The sequence below is a fragment of the Burkholderia sp. 8Y genome (assembly GCF_902506145.1).
Lineage (GTDB): Bacteria > Pseudomonadota > Gammaproteobacteria > Burkholderiales > Burkholderiaceae > Caballeronia.
In genome coordinates, this window is sequence record NZ_LR733520.1 from 3,060,925 (window position 1) to 3,078,836 (window position 17,912).

Sequence of the window (17,912 nt, forward strand, 5' to 3'; positions counted from 1 at the left end):
TTCATTTGCCGCAGATAAGGAAAATGCTCGCGCACATTTGCGGATAAATCATCCCGAGGTCGTAAATGCCGTCGAGATATTTATCGTCGATGATGCCCGCTTCGAGCGCGCGATCGAACTGGAAGTTGGCGAGCGCCTTGAACATCAGGCCCCCGCGCTGTTCGACCTTGAAACCGGCGGCGCGCACGTCGGCTTCGAGCGTATCGAAGGAATACGTTCTTCGGTGTCCGTGCGCCCATTCGCCGGGCGTCACCGCATTGTTCGATGCAATCAGTCCCATGCGCACGGCGATCTGCCGCGAAGGCGCGTCGGCGTTGGGCACGAGGACGTAGAAGCGTCCGTCGGGCGCGAGCCAGTCGCGAATGTTGCGCAGCACCGGTCCGGTTTCTTCGAGATGCTCGAGCGTGTTGATCAGAAAGATCGAACGATACTTGCGGTCCAGCTCGGCGACTTCGAATGTCGCGTTGATGAAGCGCACGTGGTCCGGTGAATTGCGTTGCGCAACGGCGATGGCATCGGATGACGCTTCCACGACCGTGAGATCCGGGAAGTGTTGCGCGAGCAGGGTCGTCGATCGGCCTTCATGGCAGCCGAGTTCCAGAGCCGGGCCCGGCTCGAAATGCGGCGCGAACCGCTTCATCATGTAGTCGCGCACGATCTCGTCAAAGTTGTAGTCGTATCGCTTGTCGGGCCGCGACTGGGCCTCGGCATTGTAGTCACGCATCGCTTGCCTTCTATGTCTGGTTGGGTCTTGCCCAGGTTAGCCTTGATCGGGCAGATAAAGTCTTTCGGTACGCGGTCGATACCATTCCGACAGGCTCACCGGCACGCGCGAATTGAAGCCGAGCACCTGACGCGTCAGCGGCGCGAGCCGCGCGCCTCGCTCCTCGCCGATGAGCCGCGCGTAGTCCATCTGCGGCTTCACGAACGCGGGTCCGTAGCTGAGCGTCAGTGCGACGCGATTGCGTGCCGTCGTGTTGAGCGTTCCGCGATGCCACAGGTAGGAATTGAAGAGCACGACGGAGCCGGCGCGGCCCGTCACGTATTGCGCGCGGGCGGCGAAGCTCGCGTCGTCGGGTTGTTCGTCCTGAATGTGCGAGCCGCTCAGCACTTGAGTCGCGCCGTTCTCGATCGTGAAGTCGTCGAGCATCACGAGCATGTCCATGCGCAGATTGAAGTTCGGAATGAACGTCGAGACATCGCGATGCACGCGATGCACATAGTTCTGCGCGCGCGGGAAGCCGCCGACGGGATTACACGCGTGCAGGATGTACGGCCTGTCCGCGAAGAAATGCGTGAGCCACGGATGAAAGAGATGCATCGCGATGAACTCGTCGATGCTGTCGTTCGCGCCGATGCTGTGATGCGCGGTACCGTCGCCATTCGCGTTAATGCCGCTCGCCACCTGATACTGCGTGCAGATATCGACCCATTTCAGGCAATCCCGACGCAGACGATCGACGAGACCGGCGTCGAGCGCATCGGGAAACACAATCCAGCCGTGCTCAGTCAGCCTGTGATCGAACGAAGTCATGTCCATTGCGTGTTGCTCCTTACTGCTGCGCGGCCTGGTCGCCGGCGAGCGTCGCCATCATCAGCAAGTCGACGTAGCGTCCGCCTTTGAAAACCGCTTCGCGCTGCACGCCTTCGTGACGAAAGCCGACGCGTTCGTAGAGACGGATGGCGCGCGCGTTGTCCGCCAGCACCGACAGAGAGACGCGACGCAGGTTGAGATCGGCGAACGCGTGTTGCAGCATGAGCCGCGTTGCGGCTTCGCCAATACCGCGGCCGCGCGCCGCCGCGTCGCCTATCTGAATGCCGAACTCGCCGGTGCGGTTGATCCAGTGAATCTGGAGCAGATACACGACGCCGACGCATTGCCCGCTTTCGCGCAGACAGATCGCGAGGCGCACGTTGTTCGCGCGGCTCGCGAGATACGCGTCGTACCAGCGCCGGTCGACGTCGTCGTTCACATGGCGGAAGTTGCCGACGAGCGCGTCGACCACGTCGCGATCGGCGCGCCATGCGGTGATTGCGGGAAGATCGGCGGCCTGAATTTCGCGCAGGTAGATATCCATCGTCATGCTCGGCGTTGCGGATTCGCGATCAGGCCGACGATACGGTCCATGTCGTGATCTTCCAGCGCGGGATAAATCGGCAGACACAGCACGCGACGCGCTGCATCGCCTGCAACCGGCAGATTCGCACGGTGCGCCGACGGCAGGCCGCGATACATCGGAAACTCGGAAATGAGCGGATAGAAATAGCGGCGCGCGTAGATGTCGTGTTCGCGCAGATGCTCGAATAGCGCATCGCGTTCGAGCGGATACTCGTCGGTGACGAGAATCGGAAAATACGAGTGATTGGCGACGTATTCGTCCGCGCTTCGGGGCTCCGGAAGACAGCGCACGCCTTTTATATCGCCGAGCATCGCGCGGTATCTCGCGTCGATCTGCCGGCGGCGTTCGAGCGCCGCATCGATATGCTTGAGCTGGAGCAGGCCGAACGCCGCGTTGATCTCGCTCATCTTGCCGTTGATGCCCGGCGCGACGACCGTCGTTTCATCCACGAAGCCGAAGTTCTTCAGATGGTCGATACGCTGCTTCGTCTTTGCGTCCGGGCAGACAATCGCGCCGCCCTCGAACGTGTTGAACACCTTGGTCGCGTGAAAACTCAACACGGAAAGGTCGCCGTGTTCGAGCACGCTGCCGCCGCGCGTCTTCACGCCGAACGCATGCGCTGCGTCGTAGATCACCTTCAGGTTGTAGTTGTCGGCGATCTTCTGAATCGCTTCGACATCGCACGGACGGCCATAGCAATGCACCGGCATGATCGCCGCGGTTTGCGGGGTGATGGCCGCTTCGATTTTCGCGGGATCGAGATTGAGCGTGTCCGGATCGATATCGACGAACACCGGCTTGATGCCGTTCCACAACAGCGAATGCGCGGTGGCGACGAAGGAATACGGCGTCGTGATGACTTCGCCCGTCACGCGGTGCGCCTGCAACGCCGTCACGAGCGCGAGCGTGCCATTGGCGAACAACGCGAGATGCTCGACGCCGAGGTAGTCGCACAACGCCTTTTCCAGTTGCTGATGGAACGGCCCGCCGTTGGTCAGCACCTTGCTGTTCCAGATTTTTTCCAGATAGGGCACGAATTCCGCGAGCGGCGCGAGATGCGGCTGCGTGACGAAAATGCGTTCGTCGACGATCGGCTCCACGATGCGAACGGGAAGGCTGCTCATGATTTTTCCACAGAGTTGCGCGCGGTTTCGCCGAGCTGTTGCACGTCCAGCGCGGCGGGCGCGAGTCCCGCGCACCAGCGGCGCCACATTTCGAGCAGGGAAGCGGACAGGCCCGCTGCGATCACGGCCGGTTGAAGCATCGGCGATTCGGCGCAGCGGACGCGCATGCTCGCGCGCAGTTCGGCGAGCCGCGTGAGATCGTTCGCCCACGCCACGCCCTTCGCGACGAAGTCGGCGTGGTCTTTCGCGACGAAGTCGTCCAGCCCGGCGAGAGACAGTGCGGCGGTGCTTCCGCGGCTTGCCATCAGGCGGCCCGGCAACGTGATCGTGGGGACGCCCATCCACATGGCATGAAGCGTCGTGGTGCCGCCCGAATACGGGAAGGTGTCGAGGCAGAGATCGACGTGATGATGCTGCTGCAAATACACGGGCATGTTCGAGCGCGAGCGGAAATCGAGCCGTTCACGCGCGATGCCTTCTCTCGCGAACCATTCGGTGAGCGTCTCGTGGCCCGAATCCGGTGGCATCGCGCCGAGGAGCATGCGCGAGTCGGGCAGCGCGCGAAGCAGTTCGGCCCACAGCGCGATGGCGCGAGGCTGAATCTTGTTGATGCGGTTGAAACTGCCGAACGTGAGATAGCCGTTGTGCAGCGCGGGCAGTCCGTTGACGGGCGGCGCGAACCTTGCCGGTCGAAACGGCGCGTTGGCCGGCAGATACGCGATCTTCTCGACGAACTGGCCTTGCGCGTGGTGCTCTGGAACGTGAAAGGTGTCGGCGAAGTAATAGTCCATCGCCGCAAGACCGGTCGTGCCGGGATATCCCATCCAGCTCGCCTGAATCGGCGCGGGTTTGCGCGCGAACATGAGCAGCCGATTGCGCGACGTGTGCCCGGAAAGGTCGATCAGCACGTCGATGCCATCGGCGCGAATCTTGTCGGCGAGTTGCGCGTCGGTCAATCCGTTGACGGTGTTCCAGCGCGCCGCGTTCTGACGCAGGCGAGCGGTCACGTCGTCGCTGATCGAGTGGCTGTAGTACACGTGAATCTCAAAGCCGGTGTCATGCGCAAGATGCTCGAAGATCGGCTCGATGAACGTGGAAATCGCATGGTGGAAGAGATCGCCGGAAACGAAACCAACCTTCAGTTTCCGCTCCGGGTGACGCGAATTGGCATGCGGTTTCCACTGGGCGCGCAACGGCGCCTCGCACTGCTCGCCGAATGCGACGTGTTGCGCGAAAAGCGCATCGGCATCGACGTCTTCGTCGTGACTCATGCAAAAGAGGAGGTTTTCGTGCGCGATGCCGTAGTCCGGCTGGATCTCGAGCGCGCGGCGCAGTTCGATCTGCGCTTCCTTCAGGCGGCCCTGGTCGAGCAGCATCACGCCGAGCGTGCTGTACGCCACCACCGAGCGCGTGAGTTTCACCGTCTTGCGGCAGCACGCTTCGGCTTCCTCGTGGCGGCCCATCGACTGCAACGTCATGCCGAGGATGCGAAACGCTTCCGCGTGCTCCGGTGCCTGCGCAAGGACTTCGCGGCACGCGGCTTCGGCATCGGCAAGACGGTTTTGCAGGCGCAGGCAGTCGGCGAGCACCTTGCGCGATTCCACGTCCGCCGGCTCCAGTTCCAGGGTGCGCGCGAACGGTTCAATTGCCTCGAACGTGCGTCCGAGGCTGTGCAGGGAACTGGCCATCGCCCGCCATCCGAGCGCGAAATTCGGAAACCGCTCGGTCATCTGACGCGCGATGTCGAGAGCTTCGGCAGTGCGGCCCTGATGATAGAGCGTCGTCACGCGATTGATCTGCTGCTGCGGCGGCGCGGCCATGCGCATCACGGACGCCTCTTTCTTTGCGGCCGCGCTGACGGCTTTCTGTGCCGGCGCAGGCGCAACGGGCGCAACGGGCGCAACGGGCGCAACGGGCGCGGGCGCGTTCCCGGACAACACGAGTTGCTGGATCAGCCGATCGACCGCCGGTCCTTTCATCCCGCGCTGCTGCGCCATTTCGAGCGCGACCCACGCCGCCGATGTCTGGCCGCTCACGGTCAGCGCATTGATATAGCTGGCCCAGAAGTGGCCCTGATCGGGATTCGCGCCGACGGCCGCTTCGAAGTGCGTGATCGCGCGCTCGAAATCGCGCTGTTGCAACGCGAGCGCGCCGAGATTGTGATTGGCATCGGGATGAGCGGGGCTGGCATCGAGCACGATGCGATAGAGCGCCTGCGCCTCGTCCAATTCGTTCTTCTGATGATGCTCGATCGCCGCGCTCAGCACGTGCGACAGCGCCTCGTCGAATCCTGGATCGTTGGTGGAAGCGGGTGCGTCCGGAAGCTCGGTCGAAGCAGTCATGGTGTGCGGATTGCGCCTGATAATGGTTCGAGAGGAATTATCAGACGCCGCCGCGCGATCGAAATCGAGGAACTGCGCGGAAAAACCGGCTCTGTTCAGAGAATCCGCGGGGGCATCGCCGGCAGCCGCTTTGGGTACCGCGTATGCTTGTCTGTCCGTTCTCTCTTGCACACGGAGCACCCATGCAAACTCGCAGCATCGGCACATCGGATTTGAAAGTGGCGCCGCTCGTCTTCGGCGGCAACGTGTTCGGCTGGACGGCGGACGAGCGCACGTCGTTCTCCATCCTCGATGCGTTCGTCGATCACGGCCTCAATTTCATCGACACGGCGGACGTCTACTCCGCATGGGTCGAAGGGCATCAGGGCGGCGAATCGGAAACGATCATCGGCAAGTGGTTCAAGGAGAGCGGCAAGCGCCACAAAGTCGTGCTGGCGACCAAAGTCGGCATGCTCGGCGCGCGCGCGGGGCTGTCGGCGGCGAACATCGCGGCGGCCGTGGACGATTCGCTGCGGCGTCTCAAGACCGACTACATCGACGTCTACTTTTCGCACCTCGACGACGACAAGACGCCGCTCGACGAGACGCTCGGCGCTTACCAGAAGCTCATTCAGGCGGGCAAGGTCCGGGTGATCGGCGCGTCGAATTACACGGGCGCGCGGCTGGAAGAGGCGCTGAAGGTGGCGAAGGAATCGGCGCTGCCGGCCTATCAAATCCTTCAGCCGGAGTACAACCTCTACGATCGCGAAGGCTACGAATCCGATCTCGAGCCTGTCGCCGAGGCCCACAAGATCGCGGTCGTCACGTACTTCAGCCTGGCGAGCGGCTTCTTGTCGGGCAAGTACCGCTCGAAGGAAGACATGCAGGGCAAGGCGCGCGGCTCGCGAGTCGAGAAGTATCTGAACGAGCGCGGCCTGAAGATTCTCGATGCGCTCGATGACGCCGCGAAGCGCCACGACACGACGCCCGCGACGGTGGCGCTCGCGTGGATCATCGCGCGGCCGAGCGTGACGGCGCCGATCGCCAGCGCGACGTCGGTGCAGCAACTAGAAAGTCTCGCAGCCGCCACGCGCCTCAAGCTCGATCCCGAAGAAGTGAGCATGCTCGACGAAGCGAGCGCGTGGCAGAAATAAATCTGTTGCATCAATGAGTTGGCGGGCTTCGAAGAGTTGGCAGGGGCGCGGTGTTCTGGTAACATCGCGCCCGAATCGAGAAATGTGCCCGATTTCTGGCCCGATCTTGCGTCCTCGCCGCTGAAAATGACAACGTCAAAACGTTAATCGCCAGCGGAGAACGGCGCCGAAAGTGTGCGTTCAGGCTGTTCTTTCGTACGCACATGCCGTTTTGCGGTTGAATCCCAACTCTCTCTTTTCCGGCCTCCGTGGCCGCTTTGCTCGTGTCCGCTGCGCCTTTTGGCTTTTCTGCGCCTTATGCCCGGCGGACGATCGGAGTGCCGGCGCGCGGCGGGTTTTCCGTTGCGCACTTAGAAATACGTTTAGCAAACCAGGATTGTCATGACCACTATTGTCCTTAAAGAAAACGAGCCGTTCGATGTCGCGATTCGGCGCTTCCGCCGCACCATCGAAAAGAATGGCCTGATCGCCGAACTGCGCGAGCGCCAGTCCTACGAAAAGCCGACCACCGAGCGCAAGCGTAAAAAGGCTGCGGCTGTTGCCCGCCTGCGCAAGCGCCTGCGTAGCCAGATGCTGCCGAAGAAGATGCACTAAAGCGTCTTCGCCCGGACCGGGTTCTTTCGGTCCGAAAAGGCGAAACGGCGGTGCGACCCGTGAGGGCGCACCGCCGTTTCGCTTTCTTCGCCCCGTTTCAACCAGGGCGTTCGCTCAGGCGAACGCGTGCCGCCTGGCGAGTGCTTGCAGCAGATGCGGCCATTCCTCCACACTGGCGTCGTCGTGAATCTGTTCCAGTTCGATCAGCAGATCGATGATGACCGGATCGTACGCATTCACGTTCGAGGCATACAGCGCGCGCAGCAGCTTGCCGTCCTGCGCATGCCGATAGTACGAAATGCCGACGCCTTCCAGCTCCGCCTCGTAAAGATCGTCGCGCACGAGCGATCCGATCGCGCACTTGCGGCCGTGCGCGCTTCTCAGGCGGCACGACCCGTTGTCATCTTCCGAGACGGCGCCCTGCGCCAGCAAATGCGCGCTCACGCGATGGAAGACGTCCTTCGGGCTCAACATCGTGACAGGGCTCAACATACCGCACCCGCACCGTTAGGCAGCCGTTTTCAGGAGCTCGGCCGACAGACCGAACTGCCGCGCGATCGACGTAAGACGCTCGCGCCATTCCCATTTGCCGAAAACGTCGTGGACGTTCTGCAGGCAGGAAAGCAGTTCGACGGTGGTCGAATCGAAGACATTGATGCGCGCGCGCAGCAAAGCGCGCTTGAGCGCGGCGACGCCGACATCCATGTACGCCGGCACCGACTCCGGCGATTTCCCGATGTAGCGGATCGGCACGCCTTCCATCGCGGTCACGTAGTCGCGCGGCTTGATGAGGCTCCCAACCGGGCAGCCGCCGCAGAACCCGCGATAAGCGCCGCCGCCGTGAGGCAGCAAAGCGGCTTGTCCCTGTGTGAAGAGGTGCTGCACCGCGTTGTCAAAAATCTCCTGATGCGTCAGGAAGTTCAAGCTTTTCATGATCTTTCTCCCCTGCGCCCCTGCGCAGCGGCCATGCGTTGAATTTCGAGCAACCTGCACCTGCGGCATCGGACGGCGCGCACGCCGCCCGGCTACTGCTTTGAGCACGATGGTTTCCCCGGCCTTAGGACACGCGGTTTGCCGTGTCCGTGTACTCGCGGCGGATCTCTCCACTCAGTGAACGATCCGCACACCGTCAGTTATAACGGCACGGCTCGGTAAAAAGGTGCGGTAACGCACGCGAGAACGACATTTTTACACGATGTGAACGTTCGTGCAGTGCCGCAGAAGCAGGGTCCGCGCTTTATGCGGCGCGGCTTGCGCCATGCTTCACTGCAAAAAAAACCGTGCGATCAGGACTTTCCCTAGTCAACGCGGTATTGCGGAGAGGTTGTTGCCAAAAAGCAAAAACCGCTTGCATCGGACTAGGCTGAAGGTCTGGTTTTCTCGGACGCTTTGCGCTTGGTCTTAGTCTTGGCGCGCGCGACGCAGCCGACGGCATGGTCGTTCACCAGCCCCGTCGCCTGCATGAAGGCGTAGCAGATGGTCGTGCCGACGAACTTGCAGCCGTATTGCTTGAGCGCGCGGCTCAATGCATCGGATTCGGGCGTCGAGGCGGGCGTCGGATTGCCCGCATCGCGCGGCGTATCGATGGGCACGCCGTTCACGAAGGCCCATACAAAGTCGGCGAACGAGCCGTGTTCGGCCTGAATGCGCTGCACGGCACGCGCATTGATGACGGCGGATGTAATCTTCGCCCGGTTGCGCACCACGCGCGCGTCGCCGACGATCCGCTCGATGTCGTCCTCCGTGAAGCGCGCCACCGTGTCGATGTCGAAGCCCGCAAACAACGCGCGATAGCCTTCCCGCTTGTTGAGGATGGTCGACCACGAAAGACCGGCCTGCGCGCCTTCCAGCACCAGCATTTCGAAAAGGTGACGGTCGTCGTGGGAAGGGACGCCCCATTCGGTGTCGTGGTAATGCGCCATTGCGTCGGTGGTGGCCCAGGCGCAGCGGGTTGGTTCGGTGTCTGCCATTGCGATCCTCGTTTCGATCGCGCCAGCATAGCGGAACGCGATTGCCGCGCCACCTCGGCCATTCGGCTAATTGGCGTGCGCAACCGTCGCCGCTATGCTTGCGGCCATGAACACTTTCACTCGCACTTTCACGAACTCCGAAATCAACGGCTTTCTGCTCGGCATCGACGGCGGCGGAAGCGGCACGCGCGTGATTCTGGCGGACGCGCACGGCGTCGAACTGGCCCGCGCGAGCGGCGGTCCTTCGGGCCTGGCGCTGGGCGTCGAAGAGGCGTGGCGTTCCATCGGCGATGTCTGCACGCGTGCCTTCGATGCCGCCGGCCTTCCGTTCGACTGGCGCGCCTGTTCGCTCGGCTGCGGCCTCGCGGGCGTCAACAACGCGGACTGGCTCGCGGCTTTCCTGAGCATGGCGCCGCCGGTTCGCGCGTTGAGCGTGCAAAGCGACGCGTACACGACCGTCCTCGGCGCGCACGGCGGCGGACCGGGCGTGATCGTGGCGCTCGGCACCGGCAGCATTGCGGCATCGTTGGACGGCGAGGGTGTCTGCCATATCGCGGGCGGATACGGCTTTCCGAGCGGCGACGAAGCAAGCGGCGCCTGGCTCGGGCTGCGCGCGGTGGTTCACCTTCAGCGCGTGCTGGACGGCCGCCTGCCCGCCGATGACTGGTCCCGCGCGCTCTTGCGGCAGACCGGCGCAACGGATCGCGACAGCCTCGTCGTGTGGCTGTGCGCGTCGAATCAGACCGCGTATGCCACGCTCGCGCCGAGCGTCTTCGAATACCGCGATCATCCGGCGGCGGCGCAGTTGCTGGAGCAGGCGGGGCGCGAGATCGAACTGCTCGTCGCGGCGCTGGATCCGGCGGGCGAACTGCCGGTTGCGCTTTGCGGCGGACTGGCCGCGCCCTACGAGCCTTTCGTGCCGACGCCTTTACGCGCGCGCCTCTGCCGCCCTCGGGCGGATTCCGCCGCCGGCGCGCTCGAACTCGCGCGGCGCGCGGCGCTGTCGGGCGGCGTGACGGGGCAATCCGCAAAAGAGCCGCGATAGAATATCCAGCTTCGCGGGCGCTTCCATCCGCTCAAACAGGGCAGCCATGTATTCGGTCATCGCAACTGATCTCGACGGTACGCTTCTCAACAGCGATCACCAGCTCGACCCGTTCACCGCAGAGACGCTGCGCACGGTGGCATCGCGCGGCGTGCCGGTTATCATCGCGACCGGACGGCATTATCGCGATGTCGCGGGCATTCGCGACGTGCTGGGCGTCGATGCGTACCTGATCACGTCCAACGGCGCGCGGGTGCATGCGCCCGGCGACGAGCGCATCTACTCTCGCGATCTCGCGCCCGCCGCCGTGCGACGCCTCGTGCAGTCGGACGTCGCGGGCGTTCATGGCCGTGTGATCGTAAACCTGTTCGCCGACGATGCGTGGCTCATCGACCGTCACGCGCCCGAACTGCTCGTGTTTCATCAGGACTCTGGCTTCAAGTACGAAGTGATGGACTTGCGCGAGCACGACGGCGAGAACATCGCGAAGGTGTTGTACATCGGCGAGCCGGCGGACTTGAAGCACGTCGCCGAGAATCTGGAGCGCGAATTCGGCGATGCGTTGTACGTCACCTATTCGCTGCCGGACTGCCTCGAAGTGATGACGTCTGACGTTTCGAAGGGCCGCGCGCTGCGTTACGTGCTGGAGCGGCTGGACATCGATCCGGCGCAATGCGTCGCGTTCGGCGACAACATGAACGACATCGACTTGCTGGAAACGGCCGGTCATCCGTTCATGATGAACAATGCGAATCCCGATTTGATCACGCGTCTGCCGCAGGTGCCGCGCATCGGGAACAACTTCGAGGCCGGCGTCGCGCATCATCTGCGCAAGCTGTTCGATCTGCACGACGACATTGCGTCGCCACGGTGAATCTTCGTGATGCGCCCCGCGACCCCGCGCGAGGCGCTTCGTGCGGCGGCCGGTGCCGCCGTCCGTTAGCCGGATCTGATCGGGCGTCTGCCGCATGTGCCGCGCATCATCTGCGCAAGCTGTTCGACCTGCGCGACGACATTGAACCTTGCTGAAGCGCCTCGCGAGCCCGCGCGAGGCGTTTCGTGCGGCGTTTGATGCCGCCTTCCGTTAGCCGCGGCGGCCCCAGTCGTTCGAATGGCCGTGGTTCCAACCGGCGCGATTCCAGCGCCCGTCGTCGTGACCGTAGTCACGGTGCCAGCGCGGTTCCTCGTGACGCCAGTACGGCGCGCGATACTCCGGCGCGGCGGGCCGCATGTACACGGGCGCGGGAGCGGCATAAGCAGGCGCGCCGAGCGAAACGCCGACGTGAAGATCGGTATGGGCCTGCGCCGCGCCGACTGCGCCGATAACAAGGCCGGTTGCGACGAGCAATTGCGTGACGATGCGCTTCATTGTATTTCTCCTGGAAGGCGACGTGTGTCGCATGAGTCCAATGTAAGCGTTGGCCGTCTTACAGGCTTCGACGACTTGTTACGGGGTGCAAGCGGTGCGTAAGCGCGCTGCCTTGCCGATGGAATCCGCGCGAGCCTTATGGGACCGGGCTCTCCACTCCGAAGCGCACGCTCGCTCGCAAAATAGTAAGCATGCTGCGTAATTCGCGATTACAACTGTCGCGCCGTTTTAATTCGCACGCGTCGAGCGCAAAACGAAACGGGCGCCGAAGCGCCCGTTTCCCGTGGTCGATGCCGTGCGTTATTGCGCGACGGCAGCCAGTTTGCGTGTCTCGGAGTCCGAGGTCAGCAGCGGATACAGCAGGCCCGCGACGATAGCGCCCGCGATCGGCGCGATCCAGAACAGCCACAACTGATCCAGCGCCCAGCCGCCGACGAAGAACGCCGGGCCGGTGGAACGCGCCGGATTCACGGACGTGTTCGTGACCGGAATCGAGATCAGATGGATGAGCGTCAGGCACAGGCCGATAGCGATCGGCGCGAAGCCCTTCGGTGCGCGGTCGTCGGTTGCGCCGAGAATCACGAACAGGAAAAAGAACGTCATCAGGAATTCGCAGACGAGCGCCGCGAACATTGTGTAGTGCCCAGGCGAATGCTCACCGAAGCCATTCGCGGCAAAGCCGCTTGCGACCAGATCGAAGTCGGGCATGCCCGTGGCGATCAGCATCAGCGCGAAGGCGCCGAGCGTCGCGCCCACCACTTGCGCCACGATATACGGCGCGAGGTCGCGCACCGGGAAGCGGCCCGCGACCACGAGCCCGATGCTCACCGCCGGGTTCAGATGGCAGCCCGACACGTGGCCGATGGCGTAAGCCATGGTGAGCACGGTGAGGCCGAACGCGAGCGAGACGCCCACGAACCCGATGCCCGTGTGAGGAAAGCCGGCGGCCAGCACGGCGCTTCCGCAGCCGCCCAGCACGAGCCAGAAAGTACCGAAAATTTCAGCGCCGAGACGCTTCGACAAATGCATGATCTTGCCTTCGTGAAATGTGAGAGACCTTTGATTTGACGCAAGAAAGCCGATTGCCCTTGCCGAGCGCAGTTTAAGGGCGGCTGTTTTTACGAACTGTCAAAAATGGTCGATCCACGGGCATTTCATGCTCAACGCAGCGATCTTCGGATTTCTCCCTGTCGGGAAGCAAACGGCGCGAAGCGAAAGGCGAAAAAAATGCCGCCCATCGGGCGGCATTGGGTGTCATTCCTCAGCGGCAAGCCGCGCTATGTCAGCCAATGGCAACCTGACGCAGCACCGGACGCTTTGCGGCCTGAAGCATGGCCGCGTACGTGTCGACGTAGTTCTGCGCCATCGTCTTCGCGCTGAAGCGGCGCTCGAACTGCGCGCGGATCTCGGTGCGCGAAAGTTCGTCGATGCGATGCAGCGCGCCGACCGCGCCCGGCACGTCTTCGCAGATGAAGCCGGTCACGCCGTGATCGATGACTTCCGGCACCGAACCGCGATTGAACGCAATCACTGGCGTCCCGCATGCCATCGCTTCGATCATCACGAGGCCGAACGGCTCGTTCCAGTCGATCGGGAAGAGCAGCGCCTTCGCGCCCGACAGGAATTCGGGCTTCTGCGCCTCGTTGATTTCACCGATGAATTCGACGTGCGCCTGCGAAAGCAGCGGCTCGATGGTCGACTTGAAATAGTCCTGATCGACCTTGTCCACCTTGGCCGCGATCTTCAGCGGCAGGCCACTCTGCGCCGCGATCTTGATCGCGAGGTCAGCGCGCTTTTCCGGGCAGATTCGGCCCAAAAACGCCAGATATTCCGGCTTTTTGTGCGGCTGCGGCGTCAGCAGATCGTCCGGCAGACCGTGATAAACCGTGTTCAGCCAGTTCGCCTGCGGCAGCGGTCCGCGCTGATTGTCCGAAATGGAGACGACGTTCGCCTTCGTGAACGTGTTGAAGATCGGCTGCAATTCCGGCAGATCGAGACGGCCGTGCAGCGTCGTCACGAACGGCGTGCCGAGCTGCGTGAACAGCGGGAACGGCATGTAATCGAGGTGAAAGTGCAGCACGTCGAATTCGTGCGCGCGGCGGCGAACCGTTTCGAGCAGCAGCATGTGCGGCGCGAGCGGATCGCGGATCGTGGGGTCGAGTCGCAGGGCGCGCGGCCAGGCGGCATCGAGCGTCGCGCGGGTTTGCGAATCGCCGCTTGCGAACAGGGTGACATCGTGGCCGAGGTCGACGAGCGCATCCGTCAGATAAGACACCACACGCTCAGTGCCGCCGTAAAACTTCGGAGGAACTGCTTCGTGCAACGGTGCAATTTGTGCGATTCGCATAACGTGACTCTCCTGAGTGGTCCGTCCCGGCGCGGTCGGCGCGGGTTGCGGCCATGCAAAGCTGTGGTGTGGACAGCGCGGTCGCTCCGGTCGAGCGTGGCGCGATGCCATTCGGGCGGGCTGCGGGGTGTCGCTGACGCCGCCCAAAGATCGATCCGGCTCTCGACCGGGTTATCCCTTATGTTCATTATCGGGATCGAGAGCGGCATTACACGTCATTTTTCAAACGCTTAACCTTGTTACAGCGCGAAACACCGGCTGTTACGAAGTCAAAAATTGCACCGAAGCGGTCGAAGAAGACGTTTCCGGCTGCCAAAGCGAGCGGCGAGGCACCACATAGCAGGGCGCGTGCCTGATTGCTGACTCAAGTCCGCGCAACCGTTGCCGATAAAGCGTTTGCCGACATGCACCGAAAACGGCATGGCACGTACGAATTTTTCCTACACGATTCGGGCGGAAGTCTGTCGGCGCGTCGGCAGGTTCGTCCGATAGCCGCGTTCGGCGCGCTGCGGGACAATCGGGCCGATATGACAAGCGGGGCCGGATGCGTCGCCACTGAACGCGTCCGAGCAAACGTTTCCCGCTCGGCCTGACCAGCCACGCAACGACTCGGGGGAAAGATGACGGCCACCACCATGAGCACGCTCGCGGAGATTCGCGAGGTGAATCTGTCGTACGTGCTGCTCGCGCAGCGGCTGCTTCAGCAAGACCGCGTCTCGGCGATGGTTCGCCTCGGGCTGTCCGAGCAAGTCGCCGAACTCGTGTCGTCGCTGACGCTCGCGCAGGCGGTGAAGATCGCGGCGTCGAGCCATCTGCTGTGCCGCTTCCGTTTCGACGACCACGCGATCCTCGCGTCGCTCGCCGACAAGGACAAGAGCCCGGCGCTCGCGCACGCGGCGATGCTTGCCGATGCGGCCGTGGAGCAAGTCAGTTGAGAGCGCGGCGCGCGCTGAGCGACATGACGGGTGTCGGCGGACTGCGCTAGCAGGTCGAATGCGAAAGGAGCGCGTCGCATTCGCCTTACAACTGCTTGCGAGCCGTCGCGCCGCAGAACGGGCTTGTGCTGCCGTCCCAACCGACGGGCTGAGACGTGGCAGCCGAACACGCGCTCGTTGCTGTCTGGCCGCATTAACCAGTTCGATTCGTCGAGGCACGCATCGAGGCGACCGTAAGAACTGCCGCGAGTATCCGAGGAGGAGTCGCGGCAGCGAGTAGCCGTGCTCTGGCTCACACGCGCCGGCACGAATCCAATCTCCGCCCGCCACGATCGGGCGCCTGCCCACGCTGCGGCTCCATGCAACGCGCGCCGCATATCCGTCCGCCACGCGCAAGCCGCCAGCCGCCCGCGACGCCTGCCCCACGCCAAAGCCCCCAGCCAAAGTTTTCCATCCGTGTGCCGTAAACAGGCTTAACCGCGCATCCACGCCGGCCATTCCGCATTCGAACTCTGAGGACCCGACTGTGCTGATTTTCGTTGGAACGCTCGTGACATTGCTGTCCGTTTTCGGCGGTTACGCGCTCGAAGGCGGCCATCTTGGCGCGCTCGTACAGCCGGTCGAAATACTGATGATCGCCGGCGCGGGCATCGGCGCTTTCATTCTCGGCAACGGCGTCAAGACCATCCGTTCGACGCTGCTCGTCATTCCCACGCTTTTCAAAGGCTCCAAGTACAACAAAGACGTGTACATGGAGCTGATGGGCCTGCTCTACGTGCTGCTCGCGAAGGCGCGCAAGGAAGGCACGCTCACGCTCGAAGCCGACATCGAAGATCCGCACAAGAGCCCGATCTTCAGCCAGTACCCGAAGCTGCTGGCCGATCACCATGTCGTCGAGTTCATGACCGACTATCTGCGACTCATGGTCGGCGGCAACATGAACGCGTTCGAGATCGAAAGCCTCATGGACGAAGAGATCGAGACGCATCACGTCGAAGGCGAAGCGCCCGCGCTGGCGCTGCAAAAAGTCGGCGACGCGATGCCCGCGTTCGGCATCGTCGCGGCCGTGATGGGCGTCGTGCACACGATGGCGTCCGCCGATCAGCCTCCCGCCATTCTCGGCGAAATGATCGCGCAGGCGCTCGTCGGCACGTTCCTCGGCATTCTGATTTCGTACGGTTTCATCGGGCCGCTTGCGAGCGTCGCGGAGCAGCGCGTCGCCGAGCAGACGAAGATGTTCCAGTGCATCAAGGTGACGATTCTCGCGAGCCTGAACGGCTACGCGCCGGCGATCGCCGTCGAGTTCGGCCGCAAGGTGCTGTTCTCCACGGAGCGTCCGTCGTTCTCCGAACTGGAAGAGCACGTGCGCCGGGTGAAGGCGAAGTGACGCGCCTCGTTCACGCGATCCCGACCGGAGCCCTGCGATGAGCAGCGAAAAAGATCGTCCCATCTTCATCAAGCGCATCGTCGCGGGCCGCAAGGGCCACCACGGCGGCGCGTGGAAGCTGGCATACGCGGACTTCATGACCGCGATGATGGCGTTCTTCCTGCTGATGTGGCTGCTCTCGTCGACCTCGCCCGTGCAGCGGCGCGGCATCGCGGAGTACTTCAACATGCCGCTCAAGGCGGCGATGGTCGGCGGCAAGAGCGTCGGCATGGACAACAGCATCATCACCGGCGGCGGGCGCGACCTTTCGAGCAACGATCCGGGCGATGCGCGCAGTTCCGACGGCAACACGCAATTCGCGCAGCGTTCCAGCGGGAAAGCCGACGAGGATCTGCTGAAGGCCGCGCAAGGCGAGCTGGAGCGGCGCGAGCAGGCGCGTCTTCACGACCTTCAGGTGAAGCTGATGGCCGCGCTCGAAGCCAATCCGACGCTGCATCAGTTCAAGCAGCAAATCCGGATCGAATCCACGCAACAGGGATTGCGCATCGAAATCGTCGATACGCAAAAGCGCCCGATGTTCGCGCTCTCCAGCAACAGCGTGCAGCCGTACATGCGCGACATCCTGCGCGAAATCGGCCGGACGCTCAACGACGTGCCGAACCGCATCGTCGTGCAGGGCCACACCGACGCCGTGAAGTACGCGGGCGGCGAGAAGGGCTACAGCAACTGGGAACTGTCCGCCGACCGCGCGAACGCGTCGCGGCGCGAGCTGGTCGCGGGCGGCATGGACGAAGCGAAAGTGCTGCGCGTGCTCGGCCTCGCGTCCACGCAGAACCTGAACAAGCAGAACCCGCTCGATCCCGAGAACCGGCGCATCAGCATCATCGTGCTCAATCACCGCGCGGAAGCCTCGATGCTGCGCGACGACGGCGGCTCGGCCGCCACGCTCGACAACGCGTCCGACGCCTTCGAGCCCGGTGCGAAGCCGCTCCTGGGCCGGATCGTGCCCGGCGCGTCGAAGCAATAAGCGCGTGCGGCGCAAATCGGCATAAAAAACGCTCAAGACTCCACACGTTTGCGCCGTCATCCGGACAAGAGGCAGCGAGGCGCAGACCCAAAGGCGACACATGATTAAGAACATTCTGGCAATCGACGATTCCGCAGCCATGCGGCAAATCCTCTCCGCCACGCTGACGACGGCGGGCTACGAGGTGACGGTGGCGTCCGACGGCAACGAAGGGCTCGAATGGGCGCTCGCCGAGCGTTTCGATCTCGTGCTCACGGATCAGCACATGCCGCAAAAGAGCGGCCTCGACCTGATCGTGGAACTGCGCGCGAACCCCGCTTACCGTGCCACGCCGATTCTCGTGCTGACCACGGAAGACGGCGAGCCGTTCAAGGAAGCGGCGCGTGCGGCAGGAGCGACGGGCTGGATCGAAAAACCGCTCGACCCGGACCTGCTGACCGAAGTGGTCGCCGCGCTCTCCGAAGACACGCAGCACTGAAGCGACAGCCAAAGCCAAGACAACTCGCGCGCACGCGCCGA

General features: G+C 63.3%; 19 protein-coding genes. 8 read left to right on the forward strand and 11 right to left on the reverse strand.

Going from position 1 to position 17,912, the window contains the following annotated elements:
- Nucleotide 1: 1 nt before the first annotated feature.
- Genes GV035_RS25005 through GV035_RS25025 form a run of 5 tightly spaced genes read right to left on the reverse strand, consistent with a single transcriptional unit; the run spans nt 2 to nt 5,586 of the window.
- Nucleotides 2-724 carry a class I SAM-dependent methyltransferase gene (locus GV035_RS25005; protein ID WP_159837695.1) on the reverse strand — a complete coding sequence of 241 codons (723 nt, stop codon included), beginning with the start codon at nt 722-724 and terminating at the stop codon, nt 2-4.
- Between the two features lie 36 nt (nt 725-760).
- Nucleotides 761-1,540, reverse strand: coding sequence for a phytanoyl-CoA dioxygenase family protein (locus GV035_RS25010; protein ID WP_159837697.1), 780 nt, complete (start codon nt 1,538-1,540; stop codon nt 761-763).
- A gap of 13 nt (nt 1,541-1,553) precedes the next feature.
- Entirely contained in the window at nt 1,554-2,078 is a 525-nt protein-coding gene (locus GV035_RS25015; protein WP_236572718.1) for a GNAT family N-acetyltransferase, read from the reverse strand.
- A gap of 2 nt (nt 2,079-2,080) precedes the next feature.
- Nucleotides 2,081-3,244, reverse strand: a complete 1,164-nt coding sequence (locus tag GV035_RS25020; protein ID WP_159837702.1) for a DegT/DnrJ/EryC1/StrS family aminotransferase — start codon at nt 3,242-3,244, stop codon at nt 2,081-2,083.
- A complete protein-coding gene (locus GV035_RS25025; RefSeq protein WP_159837704.1) occupies nt 3,241-5,586 on the reverse strand; it encodes a tetratricopeptide repeat protein in 2,346 nt (781 codons plus the stop codon). Before GV035_RS25025 ends, GV035_RS25020 begins: the two co-directional genes overlap by 4 nt.
- 182 nt (nt 5,587-5,768) lie before the next feature.
- Here GV035_RS25025 and GV035_RS25030 point away from each other — a divergent pair, with 182 nt between their 5' ends.
- Nucleotides 5,769-6,719: an aldo/keto reductase gene (locus GV035_RS25030; RefSeq protein WP_159837706.1), complete on the forward strand. Its 951-nt coding sequence runs from the start codon at nt 5,769-5,771 to the stop codon at nt 6,717-6,719.
- Nucleotides 6,720-7,100: 381 nt separating this feature from the next.
- The gene (rpsU, locus tag GV035_RS25035; RefSeq protein ID WP_159837708.1) at nt 7,101-7,313 is read left to right on the forward strand and encodes a 30S ribosomal protein S21; all 213 of its coding nucleotides are present in this window, start codon (nt 7,101-7,103) and stop codon (nt 7,311-7,313) included.
- Nucleotides 7,314-7,427: 114 nt separating this feature from the next.
- Here the strand turns inward: rpsU and GV035_RS25040 are convergent, their stop codons facing one another.
- The 3 genes from GV035_RS25040 to GV035_RS25050 all read right to left on the reverse strand — a co-directional run bounded on the left by GV035_RS25040 (nt 7,428) and on the right by GV035_RS25050 (nt 9,283).
- Nucleotides 7,428-7,805, reverse strand: a complete 378-nt coding sequence (locus tag GV035_RS25040; RefSeq protein ID WP_236572720.1) for a hypothetical protein — start codon at nt 7,803-7,805, stop codon at nt 7,428-7,430.
- Nucleotides 7,806-7,820: 15 nt separating this feature from the next.
- Nucleotides 7,821-8,246 (reverse strand): hypothetical protein, encoded by a 426-nt coding sequence (locus tag GV035_RS25045; RefSeq protein WP_159837710.1) that lies wholly within the window; start codon nt 8,244-8,246, stop codon nt 7,821-7,823.
- 425 nt (nt 8,247-8,671) lie between these two features.
- The gene (locus tag GV035_RS25050; protein WP_159837712.1) at nt 8,672-9,283 is read right to left on the reverse strand and encodes a DNA-3-methyladenine glycosylase I; all 612 of its coding nucleotides are present in this window, start codon (nt 9,281-9,283) and stop codon (nt 8,672-8,674) included.
- 106 nt (nt 9,284-9,389) lie between these two features.
- Between GV035_RS25050 and GV035_RS25055 the strand changes: the two genes are divergently transcribed.
- Together GV035_RS25055 and GV035_RS25060 are read left to right on the forward strand one after the other, a co-directional pair.
- On the forward strand, nt 9,390-10,328 hold the full coding sequence (locus GV035_RS25055) for a BadF/BadG/BcrA/BcrD ATPase family protein (protein ID WP_159837714.1): 939 nt from the start codon (nt 9,390-9,392) through the stop codon (nt 10,326-10,328).
- Nucleotides 10,329-10,374: 46 nt separating this feature from the next.
- Nucleotides 10,375-11,202, forward strand: a complete 828-nt coding sequence (locus GV035_RS25060; protein WP_159837716.1) for a Cof-type HAD-IIB family hydrolase — start codon at nt 10,375-10,377, stop codon at nt 11,200-11,202.
- A 210-nt stretch (nt 11,203-11,412) separates the two neighbouring features.
- On the opposite strand, the gene GV035_RS25065 is transcribed toward GV035_RS25060, so the two are convergent.
- From GV035_RS25065 to GV035_RS25075, 3 genes are all read right to left on the reverse strand, one after another.
- Nucleotides 11,413-11,697 carry a hypothetical protein gene (locus tag GV035_RS25065; protein ID WP_159837718.1) on the reverse strand — a complete coding sequence of 95 codons (285 nt, stop codon included), beginning with the start codon at nt 11,695-11,697 and terminating at the stop codon, nt 11,413-11,415.
- Nucleotides 11,698-11,997: 300 nt separating this feature from the next.
- Nucleotides 11,998-12,726, reverse strand: a complete 729-nt coding sequence (gene aqpZ / locus GV035_RS25070; RefSeq protein ID WP_159837720.1) for an aquaporin Z — start codon at nt 12,724-12,726, stop codon at nt 11,998-12,000.
- A 253-nt stretch (nt 12,727-12,979) separates the two neighbouring features.
- Complete coding sequence (locus GV035_RS25075; protein ID WP_159837722.1) at nt 12,980-14,044, reverse strand: glycosyltransferase family 4 protein; 1,065 nt, start codon at nt 14,042-14,044, stop codon at nt 12,980-12,982.
- Between the two features lie 620 nt (nt 14,045-14,664).
- On the opposite strand from GV035_RS25075, the gene flhD reads away from it, so the two are divergent.
- The 4 genes from flhD (at nt 14,665) to GV035_RS25095 (ending at nt 17,871) form a co-directional block, all read left to right on the forward strand.
- Entirely contained in the window at nt 14,665-14,979 is a 315-nt protein-coding gene (gene flhD, locus GV035_RS25080) for a flagellar transcriptional regulator FlhD (RefSeq protein WP_159837724.1), read from the forward strand.
- Between the two features lie 526 nt (nt 14,980-15,505).
- Nucleotides 15,506-16,366 (forward strand): flagellar motor stator protein MotA, encoded by an 861-nt coding sequence (gene motA, locus GV035_RS25085; RefSeq protein ID WP_159837726.1) that lies wholly within the window; start codon nt 15,506-15,508, stop codon nt 16,364-16,366.
- Nucleotides 16,367-16,403: 37 nt separating this feature from the next.
- Nucleotides 16,404-17,393 carry a flagellar motor protein MotB gene (gene motB / locus GV035_RS25090; RefSeq protein WP_159837728.1) on the forward strand — a complete coding sequence of 330 codons (990 nt, stop codon included), beginning with the start codon at nt 16,404-16,406 and terminating at the stop codon, nt 17,391-17,393.
- A gap of 100 nt (nt 17,394-17,493) precedes the next feature.
- Entirely contained in the window at nt 17,494-17,871 is a 378-nt protein-coding gene (locus tag GV035_RS25095; RefSeq protein ID WP_159837730.1) for a response regulator, read from the forward strand.
- Nucleotides 17,872-17,912: the final 41 nt, after the last annotated feature.

What these genes read in the sequence shown, in the direction of transcription:
- GV035_RS25005 (WP_159837695.1), bottom strand. Translation starts at nt 724, where the DNA reads ATGCGTGACTACAATGCCGAGGCCCAGTCGCGGCCCGACAAGCGATAC.
- GV035_RS25010 (WP_159837697.1), bottom strand. Translation starts at nt 1,540, where the DNA reads ATGGACATGACTTCGTTCGATCACAGGCTGACTGAGCACGGCTGGATT.
- GV035_RS25015 (WP_236572718.1), bottom strand. Translation starts at nt 2,078, where the DNA reads ATGGATATCTACCTGCGCGAAATTCAGGCCGCCGATCTTCCCGCAATC.
- GV035_RS25020 (WP_159837702.1), bottom strand. Translation starts at nt 3,244, where the DNA reads ATGAGCAGCCTTCCCGTTCGCATCGTGGAGCCGATCGTCGACGAACGC.
- GV035_RS25025 (WP_159837704.1), bottom strand. Translation starts at nt 5,586, where the DNA reads ATGACTGCTTCGACCGAGCTTCCGGACGCACCCGCTTCCACCAACGAT.
- GV035_RS25030 (WP_159837706.1), top strand. Translation starts at nt 5,769, where the DNA reads ATGCAAACTCGCAGCATCGGCACATCGGATTTGAAAGTGGCGCCGCTC.
- rpsU (WP_159837708.1), top strand. Translation starts at nt 7,101, where the DNA reads ATGACCACTATTGTCCTTAAAGAAAACGAGCCGTTCGATGTCGCGATT.
- GV035_RS25040 (WP_236572720.1), bottom strand. Translation starts at nt 7,805, where the DNA reads ATGTTGAGCCCTGTCACGATGTTGAGCCCGAAGGACGTCTTCCATCGC.
- GV035_RS25045 (WP_159837710.1), bottom strand. Translation starts at nt 8,246, where the DNA reads ATGAAAAGCTTGAACTTCCTGACGCATCAGGAGATTTTTGACAACGCG.
- GV035_RS25050 (WP_159837712.1), bottom strand. Translation starts at nt 9,283, where the DNA reads ATGGCAGACACCGAACCAACCCGCTGCGCCTGGGCCACCACCGACGCA.
- GV035_RS25055 (WP_159837714.1), top strand. Translation starts at nt 9,390, where the DNA reads ATGAACACTTTCACTCGCACTTTCACGAACTCCGAAATCAACGGCTTT.
- GV035_RS25060 (WP_159837716.1), top strand. Translation starts at nt 10,375, where the DNA reads ATGTATTCGGTCATCGCAACTGATCTCGACGGTACGCTTCTCAACAGC.
- GV035_RS25065 (WP_159837718.1), bottom strand. Translation starts at nt 11,697, where the DNA reads ATGAAGCGCATCGTCACGCAATTGCTCGTCGCAACCGGCCTTGTTATC.
- aqpZ (WP_159837720.1), bottom strand. Translation starts at nt 12,726, where the DNA reads ATGCATTTGTCGAAGCGTCTCGGCGCTGAAATTTTCGGTACTTTCTGG.
- GV035_RS25075 (WP_159837722.1), bottom strand. Translation starts at nt 14,044, where the DNA reads ATGCGAATCGCACAAATTGCACCGTTGCACGAAGCAGTTCCTCCGAAG.
- flhD (WP_159837724.1), top strand. Translation starts at nt 14,665, where the DNA reads ATGACGGCCACCACCATGAGCACGCTCGCGGAGATTCGCGAGGTGAAT.
- motB (WP_159837728.1), top strand. Translation starts at nt 16,404, where the DNA reads ATGAGCAGCGAAAAAGATCGTCCCATCTTCATCAAGCGCATCGTCGCG.
- GV035_RS25095 (WP_159837730.1), top strand. Translation starts at nt 17,494, where the DNA reads ATGATTAAGAACATTCTGGCAATCGACGATTCCGCAGCCATGCGGCAA.